The 18881-nt window shown below is 38.9% G+C and carries 15 protein-coding genes; 3 read left to right on the forward strand and 12 right to left on the reverse strand.

Features of this window, described 5'->3' with window-relative positions; genetic code table 11:
- Positions 1 to 63: 63 nt before the first annotated feature.
- From CXF79_RS17750 to CXF79_RS17775, 6 genes are all read right to left on the reverse strand, one after another.
- Positions 64 to 711 (reverse strand): energy transducer TonB, encoded by a 648-nt coding sequence (locus tag CXF79_RS17750; RefSeq protein ID WP_101158220.1) that lies wholly within the window; start codon positions 709 to 711, stop codon positions 64 to 66.
- Between the two features lie 44 nt (positions 712 to 755).
- The gene (locus tag CXF79_RS17755; protein WP_011044717.1) at positions 756 to 1166 is read right to left on the reverse strand and encodes an ExbD/TolR family protein; all 411 of its coding nucleotides are present in this window, start codon (positions 1164 to 1166) and stop codon (positions 756 to 758) included.
- 76 nt (positions 1167 to 1242) lie between these two features.
- Entirely contained in the window at positions 1243 to 1770 is a 528-nt protein-coding gene (locus CXF79_RS17760) for a MotA/TolQ/ExbB proton channel family protein (protein ID WP_101156909.1), read from the reverse strand.
- A 3-nt stretch (positions 1771 to 1773) separates the two neighbouring features.
- Complete coding sequence (locus tag CXF79_RS17765) at positions 1774 to 3147, reverse strand: MotA/TolQ/ExbB proton channel family protein (RefSeq protein ID WP_101158222.1); 1374 nt, start codon at positions 3145 to 3147, stop codon at positions 1774 to 1776.
- Positions 3148 to 3263: 116 nt separating this feature from the next.
- Positions 3264 to 4085, reverse strand: coding sequence for a DUF3450 domain-containing protein (locus tag CXF79_RS17770; RefSeq protein ID WP_011044720.1), 822 nt, complete (start codon positions 4083 to 4085; stop codon positions 3264 to 3266).
- Positions 4086 to 4634: 549 nt separating this feature from the next.
- The gene (locus CXF79_RS17775) at positions 4635 to 5528 is read right to left on the reverse strand and encodes a LysR family transcriptional regulator (protein ID WP_101156911.1); all 894 of its coding nucleotides are present in this window, start codon (positions 5526 to 5528) and stop codon (positions 4635 to 4637) included.
- Positions 5529 to 5651: 123 nt separating this feature from the next.
- Here CXF79_RS17775 and CXF79_RS17780 point away from each other — a divergent pair, with 123 nt between their 5' ends.
- On the forward strand, positions 5652 to 6851 hold the full coding sequence (locus CXF79_RS17780) for an NADH:flavin oxidoreductase/NADH oxidase family protein (RefSeq protein ID WP_101156913.1): 1200 nt from the start codon (positions 5652 to 5654) through the stop codon (positions 6849 to 6851).
- A 180-nt stretch (positions 6852 to 7031) separates the two neighbouring features.
- Positions 7032 to 7241 carry an NF038104 family lipoprotein gene (locus CXF79_RS17785; protein ID WP_101156915.1) on the forward strand — a complete coding sequence of 70 codons (210 nt, stop codon included), beginning with the start codon at positions 7032 to 7034 and terminating at the stop codon, positions 7239 to 7241.
- Positions 7242 to 7373: 132 nt separating this feature from the next.
- Here the strand turns inward: CXF79_RS17785 and CXF79_RS17790 are convergent, their stop codons facing one another.
- Genes CXF79_RS17790 through pdsR form a run of 3 tightly spaced genes read right to left on the reverse strand, consistent with a single transcriptional unit; the run spans position 7374 to position 12060 of the window.
- Positions 7374 to 9113: a SulP family inorganic anion transporter gene (locus CXF79_RS17790; protein WP_101156917.1), complete on the reverse strand. Its 1740-nt coding sequence runs from the start codon at positions 9111 to 9113 to the stop codon at positions 7374 to 7376.
- Between the two features lie 12 nt (positions 9114 to 9125).
- Entirely contained in the window at positions 9126 to 11342 is a 2217-nt protein-coding gene (gene pdsS, locus CXF79_RS17795) for a proteobacterial dedicated sortase system histidine kinase (RefSeq protein WP_101156919.1), read from the reverse strand.
- A 1-nt stretch (position 11343) separates the two neighbouring features.
- Entirely contained in the window at positions 11344 to 12060 is a 717-nt protein-coding gene (pdsR, locus tag CXF79_RS17800; RefSeq protein WP_011044726.1) for a proteobacterial dedicated sortase system response regulator, read from the reverse strand.
- A 288-nt stretch (positions 12061 to 12348) separates the two neighbouring features.
- On the opposite strand from pdsR, the gene pdsO reads away from it, so the two are divergent.
- Positions 12349 to 13185 (forward strand): sortase-associated OmpA-like protein PdsO, encoded by an 837-nt coding sequence (gene pdsO / locus CXF79_RS17805; RefSeq protein ID WP_101156921.1) that lies wholly within the window; start codon positions 12349 to 12351, stop codon positions 13183 to 13185.
- A 384-nt stretch (positions 13186 to 13569) separates the two neighbouring features.
- Here the strand turns inward: pdsO and CXF79_RS17810 are convergent, their stop codons facing one another.
- The 3 genes from CXF79_RS17810 to CXF79_RS17820 form a co-directional block, all read right to left on the reverse strand.
- Positions 13570 to 14247, reverse strand: a complete 678-nt coding sequence (locus CXF79_RS17810; RefSeq protein ID WP_101156923.1) for a hypothetical protein — start codon at positions 14245 to 14247, stop codon at positions 13570 to 13572.
- A gap of 229 nt (positions 14248 to 14476) precedes the next feature.
- Positions 14477 to 15766, reverse strand: coding sequence for a metallophosphoesterase (locus tag CXF79_RS17815; RefSeq protein ID WP_442871905.1), 1290 nt, complete (start codon positions 15764 to 15766; stop codon positions 14477 to 14479).
- A 182-nt stretch (positions 15767 to 15948) separates the two neighbouring features.
- On the reverse strand, positions 15949 to 18792 hold the full coding sequence (locus tag CXF79_RS17820) for a TonB-dependent receptor (protein ID WP_101156925.1): 2844 nt from the start codon (positions 18790 to 18792) through the stop codon (positions 15949 to 15951).
- Positions 18793 to 18881: the final 89 nt, after the last annotated feature.

Here is an 18881-nt window from a genome sequence, read left to right on the forward strand (position 1 = left end):
TTCATTAGCTATTAATTAACTATTAATTAGTAATAAGTGATTTGTAAGGTTATCCCAAAAGGGTTAACCATCAATTTCAAAACTAATTTTGTTCTGTACGCCAGCCACTTCCATGGCAACACCATCAACAACACGTGGTTTGTATTTGAACTTAGCAACCGCATCAAGGGCAGCTCTATCAAATATCCCTTCAGGTTTTGCTTGCACTACCTTGGCATGACTGACTGAGCCTGTTTTGGTCACAACAAACTCAACAATAACAAAGCCTTCAATACCACGAGATTGCGCACGTCGTGGATAAATAGCAGCCACCTTAACAATCGGCAAATAATCACCATCGCCACTGTCTAAGCTCAAACCACCCGATAAACCAATATCCCCTTGAATATCCGCTGCAAAACTACTTTTCGCCGCATTCGCATTAGGGTTGGACTGCTGCATTTGAGGTGCGTTCATTGGTGGTGGCGGCTCTTTTGGCTTAGCTGGTTTTTGCGGTTTACGCTCTTTTTTAACAATCGCTTCATCTTTTTTTAAGCGGATGAAATCAAGCACACTGCCTTTGGCAGGGTCTGTCATCACTTCATTGCCACCGGCAATTAACTTTTGCATTCCCCACAGTAAGAGAAAGGTCATACTTAATGCTAATGCGCCCGCAATAACGTATCGAGCGCCACTGCGTACTATGATTTGTTGTGACGTATCTGTTGACATATTTATTGGCATGTTTGTTGACATATTAGATCCTTAACCTATTCCTAGGCCTCTTGCGCGGCAATAGACACATCATAAACCCCGGCGGCACGGGCAGAATCCATCACCTTAATTAAGGTATCAGTGGTCGATTTTTTATCCGCTTGAATCACAACAGTACCTTGTGGGTTCTCTGCTTTTAAACGCTCAATATTCGCTTGTACACTGCGAATATCCACTTTGCGTTTATTGATCCAAATATCGCCCTTATCACTAATAGCAACTAAGATATTGGCACGCTCTTTCTTTACCGCTGTAGCGGCTTCAGGACGATTAACATCAATACCTGCTTCTTTAACAAATGAGGCAGTTACAATAAAAAATATGAGTAAAATAAACACCACATCAAGCATGGGTGTCATATCAATTTCTTCTTTTTCATCTTGATCTTGTAACATTTGATTTAAATGACGCATAACTAACTCCAACAATTTCTATTTTGAATAGCCATTTCACCTGAGGTTAAATAGCTACTCATTATTAACTTAATGTTTAATGACTAACCGTTAAACTATCGGCGAGCAATTCAGCTTCTTTTTTAGCGTTTCGGCGTAACCAAGTTGCAGTAAATACACCTGATAGTGAACCGACCATACCTGCCATAGTAGGGATAGTAGCTCGTGATACACCCGATGCCATCGACCTTGCATTACCGCTTCCTGATATTGCCATCACATCAAACACCTCAATCATGCCTGTTACCGTGCCCAGTAAACCTAACAGCGGACACAAGACAACCAGGGATTGAATAAGTGCTAAATTACGATTTAACTTAGTCGTACCACGAGAAATTAGCGCGTTGCGTATTTGTTCGCTGTACCAAGACGTTTGCTCTTTGCGACCTTGCCATACACTGACCATATGTTTCTTTACACTGCGATAGCTGTAAAAAACAAAAACAAAGCGTTCAAAAATCAACAACCACATAATGAAGATAACAGCGGCAATCACGATTAATACTTGACCACCGGTATCCATAAACTCATTAATGGCATCGTACATTTCCATTAAGGCAATCACTATTTATGCTCCTTGACCTGCAAGTGTTTGGCTTTGAGCTAGCTCTGCTGATTCAGCTCTTTCTGCAATGATGCCAGTACTTTCTTGTTGTAAAATATTAACAATGTTACGACTACGACCATTTAAGTAAGCAAAGATAAAGACCATTGGAATGGCAACCACTAAGCCTAAAACCGTAGTAACAAGCGCTTGAGAAATACCGCCAGCCATCAGTTTAGGGTCCCCGGTACCAAACAAGGTAATGGCTTGGAAGGTATTAATCATACCCGTTACCGTTCCGAGTAAGCCGATTAGCGGTGCAACCACTGAGATGATTTTAATCAACGTTAAGCGTTTAGATAACTTAGGGACTTCTCTTAAAATAGATTCAGATAATTTAAGTTCTAAGGTTTCAGTATCTAGGTTCGGATTGTTATCTTTAACTTGCATAACACGACCCAGAGGATTATCACTTGATGCAACTGCTGACTTAAGTTGTCGTTCAACTCTAGAGCCAATAAACACTAAACTAATAAGACGTTCTAGCGCGATAAGTAGTCCGACTAAACCAATCGCTAAGATGATGTAACCTACCGGGCCACCTTGGTCGACACGTTCTTTCAAATCAGGTGCTTGCACTAATAAGCTTAAAATTGAACCACCTGTTGGGTCTAAGGCAAAAGAGGTGGTGTTACCGCCACTGTTAACCAAGTCACTTGTTGATGCTAAATACCGATTAGAAGGCTGTCTAATTAGCTCAGCAACCGTACCTGTTTCATCAATATATTCTAAATATTTACCATTGGAGATTAAGTTAAAACCACCAACACGCGTCACTGCGGCATTGTTACGATCGCCATTCGCTAAGACAACTTCACGGTTGAAGGTGGTGACTTTGCCGCTTTGTGTCATTTCGCGTTGTAATTCAAACCATAAACGCTCAATTTCTGCAATGGATGCTAGCTTTGAGCTTGAGCCCATGCTTTGTGCAAATTCATCTAAAAACTGACCACGCCCTGGTATTTGCGCAGAAATAACTGACGTCTGAAATTTACTGCGGGTATCACCTGATACTTGCTGTAATACACCAAACAATTCTTTTAATTCACCTAAACGTTTATCTAACGCCTCAGCTTTGTTTGCCAGCTTAATTTCGTTATCCGCAAAGTTTTGTTCAAGCTGTACACTGAGTACTAACGCATTATCACGCTGATAACTCATATCATTCAGCATATCTTGCTGTTGATTTACTTTGGCTTTAAATTGACTTTCTCTTGCTTGGTTTTGCTTAGTTTGCGTTATTTGACCCTGCTCTAGTTGATTTAATAAATCATCAAGGGTGAGCGCATCTTGTGCATGACTAACAGCACTTAAACAACTTAATGAAGCAAATGTCATTGAAAGCACAGAAACAGTTAACGCTTTTTTACCTGCTTTATTTAGCTTAGATACCGAGTTTTTTAACGTTTTAGCTACTGTGTTTCGTATTTTATTAGGATAATTAGTCATCATTATTACTCTGCTTGTGTCGAGGTTTCATTAATAGACACCGGTACCATAATTAAATCTGGTGCTAACTGTTTACGGGCTATACGTAAGGCTTTATTAATACCTAAACGATAATCTTGTGAGAGTGCTTGCCATTGACCCTCTCCCCCTTTTGAAGATTGTTTCCATTCACCTAAACGGCTACCGTCACGCGTTTGATAAACCAAACTCACGCGCCCGATGCGTAAAAAATCAACATCCATTTTTTTACCATCAATAGGTAATATTCCGCTGTAAGCTTCAATGGTACGACCGTAATCAACTTCAATTTGGTACGCTTCTAATACCCGGCGAAACTTTTCAGAAACGGCAATATCAGCACGATTCATCATGGTTTTTAAATCTTCAACACGCTTGGTTCTTTCGCTTGGTAAAAAAGGAACATCAAGGGTAACAAAGGTATCTAAGGTGCTAATCATACGTGCCATTAATGGCGAGATTTGACGCTCAATAATACTAACTTCTTCCATCGACCTTGCTAACTGGGCTAGTTCGGTCATTTGGCTATCAAGTTGTGCTTGCATTTGTTGGTTATAAACACTGAGGCCATCAACTTCTTTTGTGACCACATGAAATTGCTGTAACTTAGTTTGTGCTTGGTTAGTTAAAGTGTTTACTTTTTGTTGTGATTTAGCGGCAGAATGATTGATTTGCTGACCAGCATTAACCACCTTATTTAACGAGGTACTGCTTGAAGGATCAGTAGCACTCGCTGCAGTAGCGAAGATTAAACTACTCGTGGTAAGGCTAATTAATAGGCTTGCTTTGGTGAGTTTAGACAACATCATCGGTTTACCCTTTCTCTTTTTAGCTCTTATTGATAAGAGCGTCATAAATTATAAATACCAACAGTAATCTGCATAGTTAGAACAGAGGTTAAATTATTGGTATTCAAGAATATGACAAAGTGTACCGAGGAAATATGACAGTTAAACTGAAAAATCATGACGCTTATGTTGCATTAAGGTTTCAGTTTAATGACAACCAAAAACAGCAGAAATAGTGAGTCGTTTGAATATTCAAATAAAGTAAGAGTCTCGCTCAATACTTTCTGGGCTGTAGCGGAATAGGATAAATTTAATGACTATTTTTCGTTAAAATCAGTAAGGAAATCACAACAAACATCACACATCGTAATAAAATAAAAAAAAGTCAACTAAATGATGCGCGAAGCGGAAGTTAATAACTCTTTAATACTAACGTCCGCTTCAAAGCTCTAAGCCGACATTCATTTTATATTTTACCGTTAATTACGATCCTTGAGCAGTTATTTGCTCTAATTCGTTTCTGTATATTTTCAACATGTGGTATTTTTGATAAGTTTTGGGAGGCAATCATCAAGAGAGAACTTTTGAAATTTTACCCCTAAGAAGCTCCCTAAATGCAATCACTGCGGGGCTGACCTGCTCTCTGTTTGGACAAATCAAATGCAGTTCAACAGAAGACGAATCATAACCCGATAAGAGCTGTACAAGCTGTCCGCTATTTAAATCTGAATAAACATCAATCAGGGAGCGGTAGACAATACCTTTACCACTAACAGCCCAACGTCTCACTATATCTGTGTCATTACTTATTCTATTGCTATTAACTTTGATTTTGTATGTACCTAAACTATCAGTGTACTCCCAATGATCAAATAAACGACCAGCTCTACGGTGTAATAAACAATTATGATTACGCAGATCTTCTGGGGTTTCTGGATTTCCATACTTCGATATATAAGCAGGAGATGCGCAAGTGATTCTACTCATAGTTGCAATCTGAAATGAAACCATGGATGAGTCCACTGGCTTCCCAAAACGAAGGGCCATGTCAACTTGATCTAAGTAAAAGTCTGAAACTGAATCACCTACAGTCAAGTCAATCGACAATAAAGGATGCTCTTCAAGCAACTCTTCTATCCAAGGTAAAAGGGTATTACGACCTAAGTCAGACGAAACGGATAACCTCAGCTTCCCACTCACCTTGCCTTGTGTCTGATGTGCCGATATACGCCCTTGCTCTAAACTAGCTAACGCATTGCGGCAATGAAACAGAAATTGCTCTCCTTGTGGCGTAATCCTCAATTGTCTTGTCGTTCTAATAAGTAACTGTACATCTAACTGTTTTTCTAATCTTTTGAGAGCTGAACTGACTGCCGCAGGCGTTAGATTAACTTGGTTTGCGGTTTCCGTTATGCTGCCTGTTTCGACAATTCGTATGAATAGATTTAGATCTGAAGTATTCATTATTAACTTATATTTAAAAGTGTTCGTACTATTAGTGTGTTTTAGTTTAGTAAAAGTTATGGATAATGTCACTATCATAAATAGTTCTTCACTTTATAGTTATTCGCACTTTGAGAGGTAAAAATGGCTCAACCATTACACAACGATGATTTACTTAATAGCCCATTGAAACTCCCATGTGGAGCAATCATAAAAAACCGTCTCATAAAGTCAGCAATGTCGGACTCACTTGCTGACGGGGAAGGCAACCCAACGGGAACTCAAATTCGACTTTACGAGCGATGGTCACAGGGTGGTATTGGATTATCAATAGTTGGCGAAGTGCAAGTGGACGCCAAATATCCTGAAAATCCTGGAAATCTAGTATTAGACAAGAATTCGAACAAAAAAGCTTTGCAGGCATTAACCTCTCGAGCCGCAATTAATGATGCTCATATATGGCCTCAATTAGGACATGCTGGAGCGCTTGCATACCAACCACTTAGCCAACTTAAAGGTCCATCACATCTTAAGATAGGTGAATTTGAATGTTCAGGTATGACAGAAAAAGAAATATCTCGTTTACCAGACATGTATGCCAAAGCTGCGATAATCGCACAAGATACCGGATTTACAGGTGTTCAAATTCATGCAGGTCATGGCTTTCTGCTCAGTCAGTTTCTTTCTCCCCTATTTAATCGTCGAAAAGATCGGTATGGAGGTTGTATAGAGGCTCGCAGCCAAATTATTGTAGAAATAATTGAAAAAATTCGATTAACGGTTGGACGTACTTTTCCTATTGGCATCAAGATGAACTCTTCTGATCAATTAGAAGGTGGTCTATCTCAGGAAGATGCTTTAGAGGTAGTGCGCATTCTTGATAAGACTTCAATCGACTTGATTGAGTTAAGTGGTGGCTCTTATTTTCCGGGAGCTAAATCAAGCTCTGATTCCGCTTCAGGTGGACCATACTTTGTTGATTTTGCGATAAAAGCTAGAAGTGTGACCAATATACCTTTGGTAGTTACAGGTGGCTTTAAAACACGCGAGCAGGCAACAAATGTTCTATCTTCAGATACCGTGGACTTTGTTGGCTTAGGACGTGCTTTGATACATAAACCTGATCTACCAAAAGAGTGGATAAGCGGTATAGGATTCATTCCTCATTTTCCAAAATTCGAGTCACCACCTCATGGAGGGATAACGGCATGGTACACAATGATTTTAACAGCGATAGGTAATGACACAGAAATAGACGTTAACTTGGCTCTATTACCAGCAATTAAGGCATATGAAAATCGCGATAAAGCTCGTATCACCAAATGGCTAGCTAAGTACCAGTAGAGTTAGCCGAGTAGCTATGCAATTATGATAAAATAGACACCAATAACCTATGCCGTGTTTGGTTTTTAAACGCATATTTAGCTGTGTTATCGCTTAATATGGCATTGAAACAATGATTGATTCGCCATTAAATTAGCGTATTCTAAATAGTTCTATATTTATTCATTTGGAAAGGTCATCTTGAAAAAAATTGCGCAAGGTTTTTTGTTGTTATACGTGCTTTTTAGCTTATCTGGTTGTATTGCCGCTACGGTTTTATCTGCCGCGGTAGATGTCACTACAACAGTTGTTGGTGGGACTATCGACGTTGTCGACACTGTGACTCCAGATATAATTGATGACGATGATGAACTAGCAGAAGACAATGATAACGACAACGGAAAAAATTAAACGGCTTGGTTTGATAAACAAATCAGTCGAATACGGTTAGCATTCCTTATCGCGTGACGCCTTTTTCATTATTTATCAAGATCCACAATCGCCTACAGCTAGCCATAGTAATTAGCTTTGATTTCTTACTGTTTAAATAAGCGTTTGCAGTGCTTGCTCTCTATTGGTGAATTGATATTTTTTATCTAATAAGGTTGCTAAAGATAACTTATCTAATGACTGATTAATTTTCTCATTACCCGTGATAACCAACACAGTTTTATCTTTTGATTTAGTCCGGTCGATAAGATCGGTGATCATAATTGCGGTGGTTGTTCCTATCAATTTGGCGTTCGATAAATCTATCACTAAAGTAGTGAACGCTAGGTTCTCAGTGAAGCGACGTGATAACTCCCTAGAAACAGCAAAACTAACTGGACCGTCTATTTCGAGTAAAAGCGTATTTGCTAGGGACTTACTCAGGTTGTTTTGAATATCATCCGTTAACGCACTATTCGTCTCGTTTGATGTCATTTCACTATTTACTTCAATCATTGTTTCACTGCTTATTTCACTAAGTAATTCATCCCCTCTTTTGAAGGTAATATTATCAAGTTGAATATGAGTTAAACGATCTAATGTCACTAAATTTGCGATGAACATACCGACTAATACGGCAGTGATTAAATCAACAAAAACGGTAAGCAGTAACACCAATAACATTAAAGCAGCCGAAAATAATCCAACTTTTTTTATCTGAAAAATGAAACGCCAATCAATAATATCAAGACCCACTTTAATCAGCATACCTGCCAAAACAGTATGGGGAATATACTGTGCGTAATCTCCTGCCCAAAGAATAACAATGAGTAAAGTGATAGAATGTATGATGCCCGACAGGGCTGTTTTACCTCCCGCACGAATATTAATGGCAGTGCGCATGGTCGCCCCTGCGCCCGGCAATGCACCAAAAAAACCAGCAATAGTATTAGCAATTCCTTGGCCGATCAGCTCTTTATCACTATCGTGGTGAGTTTCGGTCAGCGTATCAGCAACCATTGAAGTAAGTAATGAGTCGATAGCGCCTAATACCGCTAATAAAAAGGCAAAATAGCTAACCTGAGACAGTGACTCTAGCGATAGGCTAGGCATTGATAAACTCGGAAATCCTGTCGGAATTTCCCCGATAACAGAGATGCCTTGTTGGCTAAAAAAGGTCGCACTAATAACCGTTAAGGTGATTAAGGCAAACAATGGTGCAGGAATTATTTTGGTCCATTTTTCAGGCCAATAGATCATAAACAACAAGGTGATCACACCCAGTACCGTCGCTAAAGTATTTTGCTGACTGAGTGCGTTCGGAATATTCATTAAGGCTGCTAATGCATTACTGTCCCCTGCGCTACCTAACAGTGGCGATATTTGCAGCAGAATAATAATGATGCCAATGCCTGTCATAAAGCCAGAAATAACAGGATAGGGAACCATAACAAAATACTTACCTAGTTTGAGTAAACCAAATAATATTTGGAATAAGCCGGCTAAAATGACACAGGTAAAAGCGAGCACCAAGCCAGTGTCAGGATGACTGCCGATTAATTGAGTGAACACTAAAGCCATTACTACACTCATAGGTCCGGTTGGACCGGATATTTGTGTGGCAGTTCCACCAAATAGCGCCGCAAAAAAACCAACAAAAATCGCGCCGTAAACACCGGCTATAGCCCCTGCTCCTGATGATACGCCAAAGGCTAATGCTAAGGGTAATGCTATTACTGCAGCGGTTAAACCGCCGAAGATATCGCCTTTAAGATGCTGACTAGATATTTTGTTTAGTAAAATAATGACTATCTTTTGTGGATAAGAGAGGGCCCCAGTATACGCGCGACTCAAAAAAAACTGTTATTAGACCTTGGTAGGCAAACTAATATGAACCGTAACACCAGCTGGATTTTGATGATTATAAGCGCTGATATTTCCCTGATGGAACTGACAAATTAAGCGAGAAATATATAACCCTAAACCAAGGTGTGGCACAACTTGTTTATTTTGAATTTTTTGGTTTTTATCACGTAATGACACCATGGAATCAAATAAACTTTCGCTCAGTTGCTCTGGTAATAAAATGCCATTATTACTAATAAGCAGTTCAGCATTGTGCTTATTACTGCTCTTTTTCAACTCAATAGTGATGATATTATCTTGGCTAAATTCAACCCCATTACTGACTACTTTATCTAACAATTGCACTATATGTTCAGGAGAGCCATGCAAAATAAATGTACTTGCATTCGGAGCCTTAACGTCAATATTCAAGATGAACTGCATTGTTGGGTATATTTGCTGATAGCCAGAAATACAGCCTTTAACAACTTGCTGTAAATCAAAATCAATTTTTTCAGTGCTCGATAACATTTGTTCAAGGCGAGTTGCTTCACTCATATTGGTAAGAATTAAGTTCAACGTTTTGATGCCGGTTTGTGCTCTTTCGATATATGGATTATTGGTTTTACCTGTTTGAGCTTGCTGCGTTTCTAGTAAACTTAAATTGTCTAATGAGGTTTTAACCACGGCGATTGGCGTTCTTAATTCATGAGATAATCGAGAAGACATATTTTCTAAATAGTGGTTGTACTCACTTAAGCGGTTAACCGCTGTGGTAAAGCTGCGAGATAAATCACCTATTTCATCATTACTGTTAGATGCCTGCATTTGGCCAATAATTCGACCTTGTTTATCAATAGCTAGTTCGGCTTGACTAGATAACTGTCGTATTCGCGATGAAATACGTGAAGCAAATAAAATAAAGGTCAGCGCGCCTAAACTCATAATCGCTAAAATGACGGTAAATAGTTTTTCTAACGCGCGATTTCGTAAACTACGTATGCCGTTTGTTGTCTCTTCAACAATGACAGCACCTTTTACTTGGTTATTAATAAAAATAGGATACGCAGCAGAAAGCACTAGGGCTTTTTTATCGGTCGTTAAACGCCATTGAGAGGTTGCCTTACCACTTAACGCATTTACAATATGTGAACCTTGTAAGTGCTGTGCATCATAGAGTTGATCGATAAAGTCTGTCGACGGTTTAGTTAGAATTTTATAATACAGAGGCAATAAAAATTGTTGCTTAAACTGATACCAGAGACTATTTTTTTCACCTTCTTTGGGCTGCTTTTCTTGCGCATGCCAAACGCCACTGGCTGAATTTAGTGAGCCTGCGCTAGCGAGCACTCGGTGGTGTTGATCAACAACCCAAATGCTAGAATTGGTATAACGCATGCCTTTAACAATACGTTCAATCTCAGGCGAAGGGACAACAATAGTTCCCAAGCTTTCTTCTTTACTGGGATCTGCTGAACCAATGGCAGAGATGGCTTCACTATTGGTTTTATCTACGTCATAAAAAGCAAAAGCAATGTTATCGCCTAAGTTGTCTAAAGGTACTCTTAACTCGATATTATAACCTTGTGACGTTGGTAACCAGTGTCCTTGAATCTGTGGCGCCGGCGCAGGGATAGCAGTTTCATCATCAGTAAGTGCAAAGGCAGATATCCAACCTGCTTTTTTATTACTGATAATAAAGCGATTTAACTTATTGTTGGTATCACTAAAAGACAGGGCTAAATGATCGTTATTGGTGATACTTCGGGTATTTTCACCACGAAAGATCAAGCGGTTATCAACCACCTGAAAAAACAAATACAAGTAATTATTATACTTACCGACACTCGCTTTAAAATTTAGGCTTAATGGCTCGTTGGCAAATAACTGCTGTTGCTGGTTATAAAAATGAGTGCGTTGATTGAAGTCAGGCCAATCATTAGGTAAACCGTCTAAATTCACGGCTTCTGTTAATTTATAGCCATAAAGATCTTTACCTTGTTCAACATTAGGTAAAAAACTCGCTTGGTTATTAAATAGGTTTTCACGCTCATGCAAAGCAGTCGCTAACGCCCGCGCTGTGCCCACTAATGTTTGCTCTTGTCCAAAGCGCAAATATTTTTCCATTTCCCAGACATATTGATAACCAAACCAAGGAATGACAAACAGAAAACTTGAAAGCAATAACAGTTTTGATCTAAGTCCAAAGCGCAATTTCAAGCGTTTACCGTTAGCCATGTTAGCCTTCTTCATCAGCAATACTATTAGTACTTAACCAGCGATAACCCATGCCATAAACGGTTTCTATGCAGTCAAAATTGTTGTCGTGTAACATAAATTTTTTGCGAATTCGCTTGATATGAGAAGTGATGGTACTGTCATCCACATATATTTTTGAATCAGTCATCAACTGGGTACGGTTTTTAACATGACCAGGATTTTTGGCTAAGGCATGAACTAACCAAAATTCAGTAATAGTTAAATCAATAGAGCTATTTTGCCAAGTAATACTCATACGCTGGCTATCCACCGTAAGCGCCCCAGAACGAGTAATATGGTCATCGTTAATGGGTTTTTTTAGTGCTTCTTGGCGACGAAACAATGCTGATATTCGCGCCGTTAGGTGAGGTAAACTAATATCTTTGGTAAGGTAATCATCGGCACCGATTCGTAAACCAGATACCGTATCAAAATCATTATCACGTGCCGTTAAAAATATAATAGGTAAGGTAGCCGACTTAGCCCTAAGTTGCTGACACAAAACAAAACCACCATCATATTCATCATTCAGACCTATGTCTAAAATGACTAGGTTGGGTAAACGCAAATTAAAAGCTTGGGTAGCGCTAGATCTATCTGCATAGGTTTGCACTTGATAGCCTTGGCTACGTAATACATCAGCATAGTTTTCTCTAATAGCAGCTTCATCTTCTACAATGGCAATTCTTTTACTCATTTATGGTCACTTTTGATTGTTTAGATTAACTTGAAGCTAATAGCTGTTACCCGTTCATTTCTCGACTATATCTAACTTTACTCGTTAACGCGCTTAATTTTTGAAATTGCCATATTGTTGCCACAATTGCTCACTGCTTTGCCTTTATTCGGGCAGAGTAATGCCCATTTTTTGCGGTTTAATAACTCCTGTCAACAACACAGGCTTATCAACATAACTTAACAGCATAAATTAACAATACTGTTTAACAACACTGTTAACAAAAAATATGGCATAAAAGGATAACTCATGAAAAACACGATTAAATTACCACAAACTCAACTAAACAAAATTACTGGAAAAAAATTATTCATCACCACGGCACTTATTGCTGCTTTAGCAACGAGTTCAGTGAATGCGACAGAAAATACCTTACCGCCAGAAACAATTCATCAAGAAGCAACCAATGAAGAAAATATTGGTTTTGGTACCGGTGCTGTTATTGGTGCTATTGTGGCTGGTCCCTTAGGCGCTATCGTGGCAGGAATAGGTGGAGTATTTGTTGCTAAGTACATTAATGTTAATGATCAAAATGACGAATTAAGTACTGCGTTAGTCAATGAAAAACGCAAACAACGCTCTAATGAGCAAATACAAAGTCAATACCAAGCTAAGTTACAGCGTTTAGAAGCTTCGTATCAACAACAATTAGTCGCCTTAGAAACACAACAACATGATTCGGGTCAATTGCAAGCAGACAACCTGTTAATGAGCCTACAATTCTCTACTGGCTCAAGTGACATAGCGCCACACTATCAAGAGCAAGTCGCCGCTCTCGCACAAATATTAAATAGCTCACCCGAGATGAAAATTGACTTGTCTGGTTATACCGATTTAATCGGTGAACAATCACTTAATCAAACGTTATCACAAGCCAGAGTTGAATCAGTAAGAACCTTGTTGATGGCACAAGGCGTGGAAGAACAACAAATAGCGACCTTTGCTTTTGGTGAAGAGTCACCTGTGGTCGCCAATAATGAAAGTGAAGTTAGCTTTTATGACCGTCGTGTTGTGCTGAAATTACATACTCCACCATCAAAAGAAGAGTCTCAAACGATAAACAACCAAATGGCGAATAATCATTAATTCTCCGGTTCATTAACTCCCAGTCAGTCATTTTATTTGATAAAAAAAGGAGGTGTTTATGGCCATTTAATTAGTACAAGAAATCTATATCAGTAATAAAGTAATGAAAAAAGTCGCCCAGTAAGGCGACTTTTTTATTGATATCATGGACAAATTAAAACGCGATTGTTTTCGACCGAGCTATTTAACCTGAGCTCGGCTTAATAAATTATTCTCTAGCAACTACTTTTACTGACTTCTGCGTTAAATTCACTTGCAATAGACTCGCTATTGACGCGTCAATTTGCCTTGAAATAAGCAAAACTATCTAGCCAGAGATACATTGAAATATTTAATTTATATATTTCAGGTAGTTAAAAACTTATTAAACCGAGTTCAGGTTATTTAGTGAGAGTCAGCCGCCTGAAAATCTTCGGTTTCAAAATACAAAGGTTTTATCGTGCCACAGTTTATAAACTTATATTGAAGTTCAGTTTCTTTTGGTACTGCTGATGAGGTATTAAAACGGCTTAAACACCCTGCTTCTAAATCGACACCCAATATATGATCAAAGCTAGGTGCTTGCTGAATTCTGTGAATATAAAATTTATAATTTTTTCTTAATGAAACAATATCGTATTCTTGTTTTGTGCTTGAAGGTTTAATGTCGTCAAACGTACGAACATACAACTGCTTATCAAAAGACAATGAAATATTGTCATACACTAACATGCCATCACGCTCAAAATGCCCCGCATATAAGTCAGCCTCTATAACCATTTTCTCGCCACGCATTAAGCGTTGTAAATTAAACGGTTTGGGTTTAATAGTAATAAGTTGGCTATCTCTAACCGTTTGTAATACCGCCAAATCATTATTATCTAATTTATAGAGTAGTTGTACATCATGAGGCTTGTTATAAAGCGGCATATGAGACGCATAAATGCTAGAACCGTGAGTCACCAAAACCATACCGTGTACGCCCATATATCCTGGGTCTAATGGCGGTAACTTCTTGACCTCATCCTCAGCAAAACTCACTTGACTTAATAAAAACAAAAGACCAAATAACACTTTTTTCATAAATTAATTCTCACTACACATAGGTTGGCGCGATTTCTACAACCAAGATTTCAAATCCAATTGCACATTATAATTTGTTTTTAAAAGCAAAAGTATCCTATTGAGGCAAGATTTTACACTTAATGGTCTTTTATACCCCTTGGAGCTTACCTTTTTGAGTCATCAAGTACTTTTAGGCATCGCCAAAAAAAGCTAACGCTAACGTTATATTTCACTAGATCACGTTAAATTAATCACTGCGCTTATCAAAAGAGAATTGTGCCGCAAGCTCTGCTTTTCCTGAAAGGTTTCTAGGTGTGGTATAAAATTCAACATTAAGCGCATCGTCTTGGTTATTTAGCTCTATATGAGCAAAACCCCAAACAAAACTTTGCGACCAATGCAGCTTATATTGTGGATAACGTTTGGCTTGTTGCTCTGCAAATGGGCTATGTTTACCACGCATTTTTGCTGCGGCGCCACTGATAATGAGAGGTAATGGTGGGCGCGTATTATCTGCAATGTAATTAGAGCAATCATCGGTAATAAGCTCTAAATCATGCTCATGTCCGGCGATATATGCATCCGCATATTGGCACAAAGAAGGTAATAATAAATCCCTTAGTACATGGCCTTCGCTGTATTTACTACCACCAATTGACCACAAAATATGGTGCCCATAAACAACCTTCCATTTAGCGGTAGAGTTTTTTAATCCCTTTGCTAACCAGGCAAGTTGCTGTTCGTCTTCACCTTTTATCGGTAACTCATGCAGATCTGCTTGTTCTAATTCGGCGCTGCCATCCTTAAGTGCTTTCGTTAACTCCCCTTCACTGCCATCGCTATTAAGGGGTACTTCATGGAACGTTTGCCCCGAAAGTAACATATTGGTATCAAGGACAAAAAACTCAACATCATTGCCTTTACTCCCTAAGGTGTATTTATAATAACCTTGCTCATCTAAGGTGAAGTTTTTTTGTTCTGCCATCCATTGAGTTTGCAAAGCAACACCTTGGCGAGAACTTTTCCAGTCATGATTTCCTAACGCTGAATACACCATTAAATCAGGGTGTTCGGTGAATAAGGGCATTAACGGCGAAAGTATTAAATCATTCATGCGCTTTTGATCATCTTTGCCATCATCTGCACCAGCGCCATCAGGATAGATATTATCGCCTAATTGAATAGCAAACTGGCAAGGTTTATTAATACAGACCTCGGTCATTGCCAGTCCTACCGCTTCAGCCCCACCTTGCTCTGTGGCAGTATTGGTATTGGGATAAACATAAATGGGCGCATGATCAAATTCAGACTCAGGTCTATAATCGGCTACCCAGTCTTCTTTTTCATGAATGATAAAGTCTGCTTTGTTTCTGGGATTTTCTATATGCTTTTTCTTGGGGTAATCCACATGATAACCACCATCTCCGAAGGCAAGAAAATTGATGTTATCGGTAATATTCTTATCAACGCTATCAATTGATTGCGTATTACTGCAGCTAGCTATAATACCTAAACTCAGTAATGATAGAGATAACATCACTAGTGATAATTTCTTCGGCTTGATTGCTTTTAACAGCACGTCTTTTTGTTTAACTGTCGGGGTTACATCTTGGTTTTTCATAATAAACTCAATTATGGTGACAATTTATAGGTAATCAAAGTCAGCGTTTTTCAACTACTGACTTTGATTCATGCTAGGTGACTTAACAGGAGTGACAGTTAAAAAGATGTGATGGTAATGCCTAATTCATAGCTACGACCATACTCTTCAAACTGATAGTTATATTGCGTGTCACCGTGATAGAGGTAATACGGCTCATCATTAATATTTATTGCGTTAAAATAAATTTGCGTGGTGTTATTCAGATAATATTTCGCACTAAAATCAAGTTGCATATGTGCGTCTTGATAAACATCAGCATCATTATCGGTAAACTTGAAGTTCTCACTTTTATAGGTTGAGCTTAATCGTAAGCTGATATCATTATTTTCAAAGCCAAACATCAAATTACCCACGGTATCTGCTTGATTTGGCAATTTTTCATCCGCATCAACAAAGGTACCATTGGCACCTAACAATACCCCCGAGTCGAACGTTTTAGTCCACGCCAGTTCAAGACCTGTTAGTGCAGCATTACCACCATTTTTCGGCTGAATAACTTCTTCAAAACCATCCCACTGGCCATTATCCTGCACCTCTTCTTTAAGGATATAATTATCAATGTCTTTATAAAAAAGACCTGCTGATAAGACACCAATATGTCCAGGATAATACTCAAGACTTAAATCAAGGTTGTTAGCTTCATACGGTTCAAGATCAGGATTCCCCACAACAGCTTTTCGCTCGGTTATGATTTGACCATTATCTTCTGTCACTTCCGTTTCTATCAATTGGTTTGCCGCAGTATCACTGAAGGTTGGCCTGGCGATAGTTTGTGTATAAGCAAAACGACTGATTAACTTGTCGCTAATGTTATAACGCACATTAAGACTTGGGAAAAAATCATCATAGTCTTTAGCGCCCTGCCAAGGGCTGATATTGACGGTTTCACTGCCATCACTTTCATCAACAATTAAGTCGACTTTACTGCCTTTGGTACTAAAACTGGTATCTTCATAACGAACACCCGCAACAATGTACCAATCATTAATGTCAAAACTGACCATGGCATATAAGGCTAATACATCTTCATTACTGGTATAGGAGCTACCTTGACTTTCAATATCGGATTTAAGGCTGTTTAACTCAAAATCATCAATATTTGTTAAAACATAATTACTCAGCTGATGTTGAGAAAGACCAGGGCCAAAATCCCCTAAATTGTAATCAACAGGTCCTGTATTAAATGCTTGTGCGGTTGTATTCCCACCAGCAGCATCGGTAAAACCACCATCATAAATTGCTGCATCAACACGGTTAAACTTTTCACGGGTACGGTATTTTCCACCAAACTTAATTTGACCATTGTTGTTTTGCCAAACAAAGTCTTTGCTGAAATCTAATGCTAAGGTGACTTCTTCATCTTGTGTTAAGTTATTTTCATAAACCACTTCATCTAAGGCAAAGTTATTCAAATCTTGAGATGCAGCATCAAACGTTAGCTGTGGAATAGGACCAGAACTCAAATAGCCAAAAGTTAAATCTTTAGCCACAAAAGTACTATCGATACGATCCGGTTCAGCTTCACTGGCTTTAGAGTAACCCGCACTGTATTCAACAAGCCAATCGCCTATCTGGTTTTCCCCTCCAGTGATGATGGAGAATATTTTTTGTGCTTCATAACGATCCTTGGTATCACGCTCCATTTTGGCATCAGAAAACTGGGCACTATTCTGGGTGTTTGAGGTTAAATCAATTTGGCCTTTATCGTATTTAAATTGATTTCTTAAACGATATTCATCATCTGAAAACTTACTGTACAGGGTGCGTAAATAGTACTTATCTGTTGCTGAGGTATATAAGTCAAAATTTAAAGCCGCGCCCAAACGTTCACGTTCACGTTCAATACTATATGCACGTTGCTCTATTTCTTCTGCCCCAAACGCTTCAACATCTTCGCCTGTTGCAGCGTCTTCATAATCAAATACGCTCCAACCGCCATCTGTTTCGACATTATGAGAGCCAAACTCTCGCTTAAACCATGAAACAGCGCCGGCAACGCCAAGCTGACTTCCGCCCGCTAAGGTATAAATATCGGTATAACTTCCCGAAAGTTTAGGGCTAGTTTCTGAGACCAATTCATTATGTGATGCTTGTGCAGTAAAAGAGTAACTTCTGTCGTTACGATCAAAAGCTGATAAACTTTTTACTTCGATAGAACCGCCAATGGCACTGGCATCCATGTCTGGCGTAACTGTTTTACTCACTTCTAATGATGAAATAAGTTCACTCGGGATAACATCTAAAGCGACACTGCGAACGCCCGCCTCGGGTGAAGGAACATTTAGACCATTGATAGTGACATTATTCAGGTTTGGATCTATACCGCGAATACCAACAAAACGCCCCTCGCCTTGGTCACGTTCAATAAATATTCCCGGCATACGCTGTAAAGCCTCAGCAGCATTTTGGTCCGGCAATTGGCCTATACCATCACTACTGATAACTGACACTAATTTGTTAGCATTTTTTTGTCGGTTAATAGCACTCGCTTGTCCTGCTCTTTGCCCATAGACGATAATATTATCTAACTCTTTTTGGTCAGAGTTAGTCGCACCAATAACAAAGGTTTTCGATAAAACCTCACCATCAACAACCGAGATTTTTTGCTCTAAATCATCACTACCAATATATTTAATGATTAAGGTATATTCGCCTTCAGGTAATTTAGCAAAACGAAAGGATCCATCACGTTCACTAATTACCGTTAAATCCAACTCTTTTATCTGCACTTGGGCGCCTTGAAAGTAAACCTTGTTACTTGCGTCGGTTACTCTCCCTTCAATAACACTGTCTGCCCAACTTAAAGGTGCTGTTAATAACGCTAAACTACCCGCTAAGGCGATAGTTAGTTTATTAAGGCGAAAATTATTACCGTAAAAATCCGTTAAAGAAAGTTTCATGTGATTAAGTGCTCTCATATTGTTTTAATTTTATTGCCTCAACATAGCGAACTAGCAAGGCAAAGTACTCAGGTACAAATTGATATTGA

The sequence above is a fragment of the Colwellia sp. Bg11-28 genome (assembly GCF_002836245.1).
Classification (GTDB): domain Bacteria; phylum Pseudomonadota; class Gammaproteobacteria; order Enterobacterales; family Alteromonadaceae; genus Colwellia; species Colwellia psychrerythraea_A.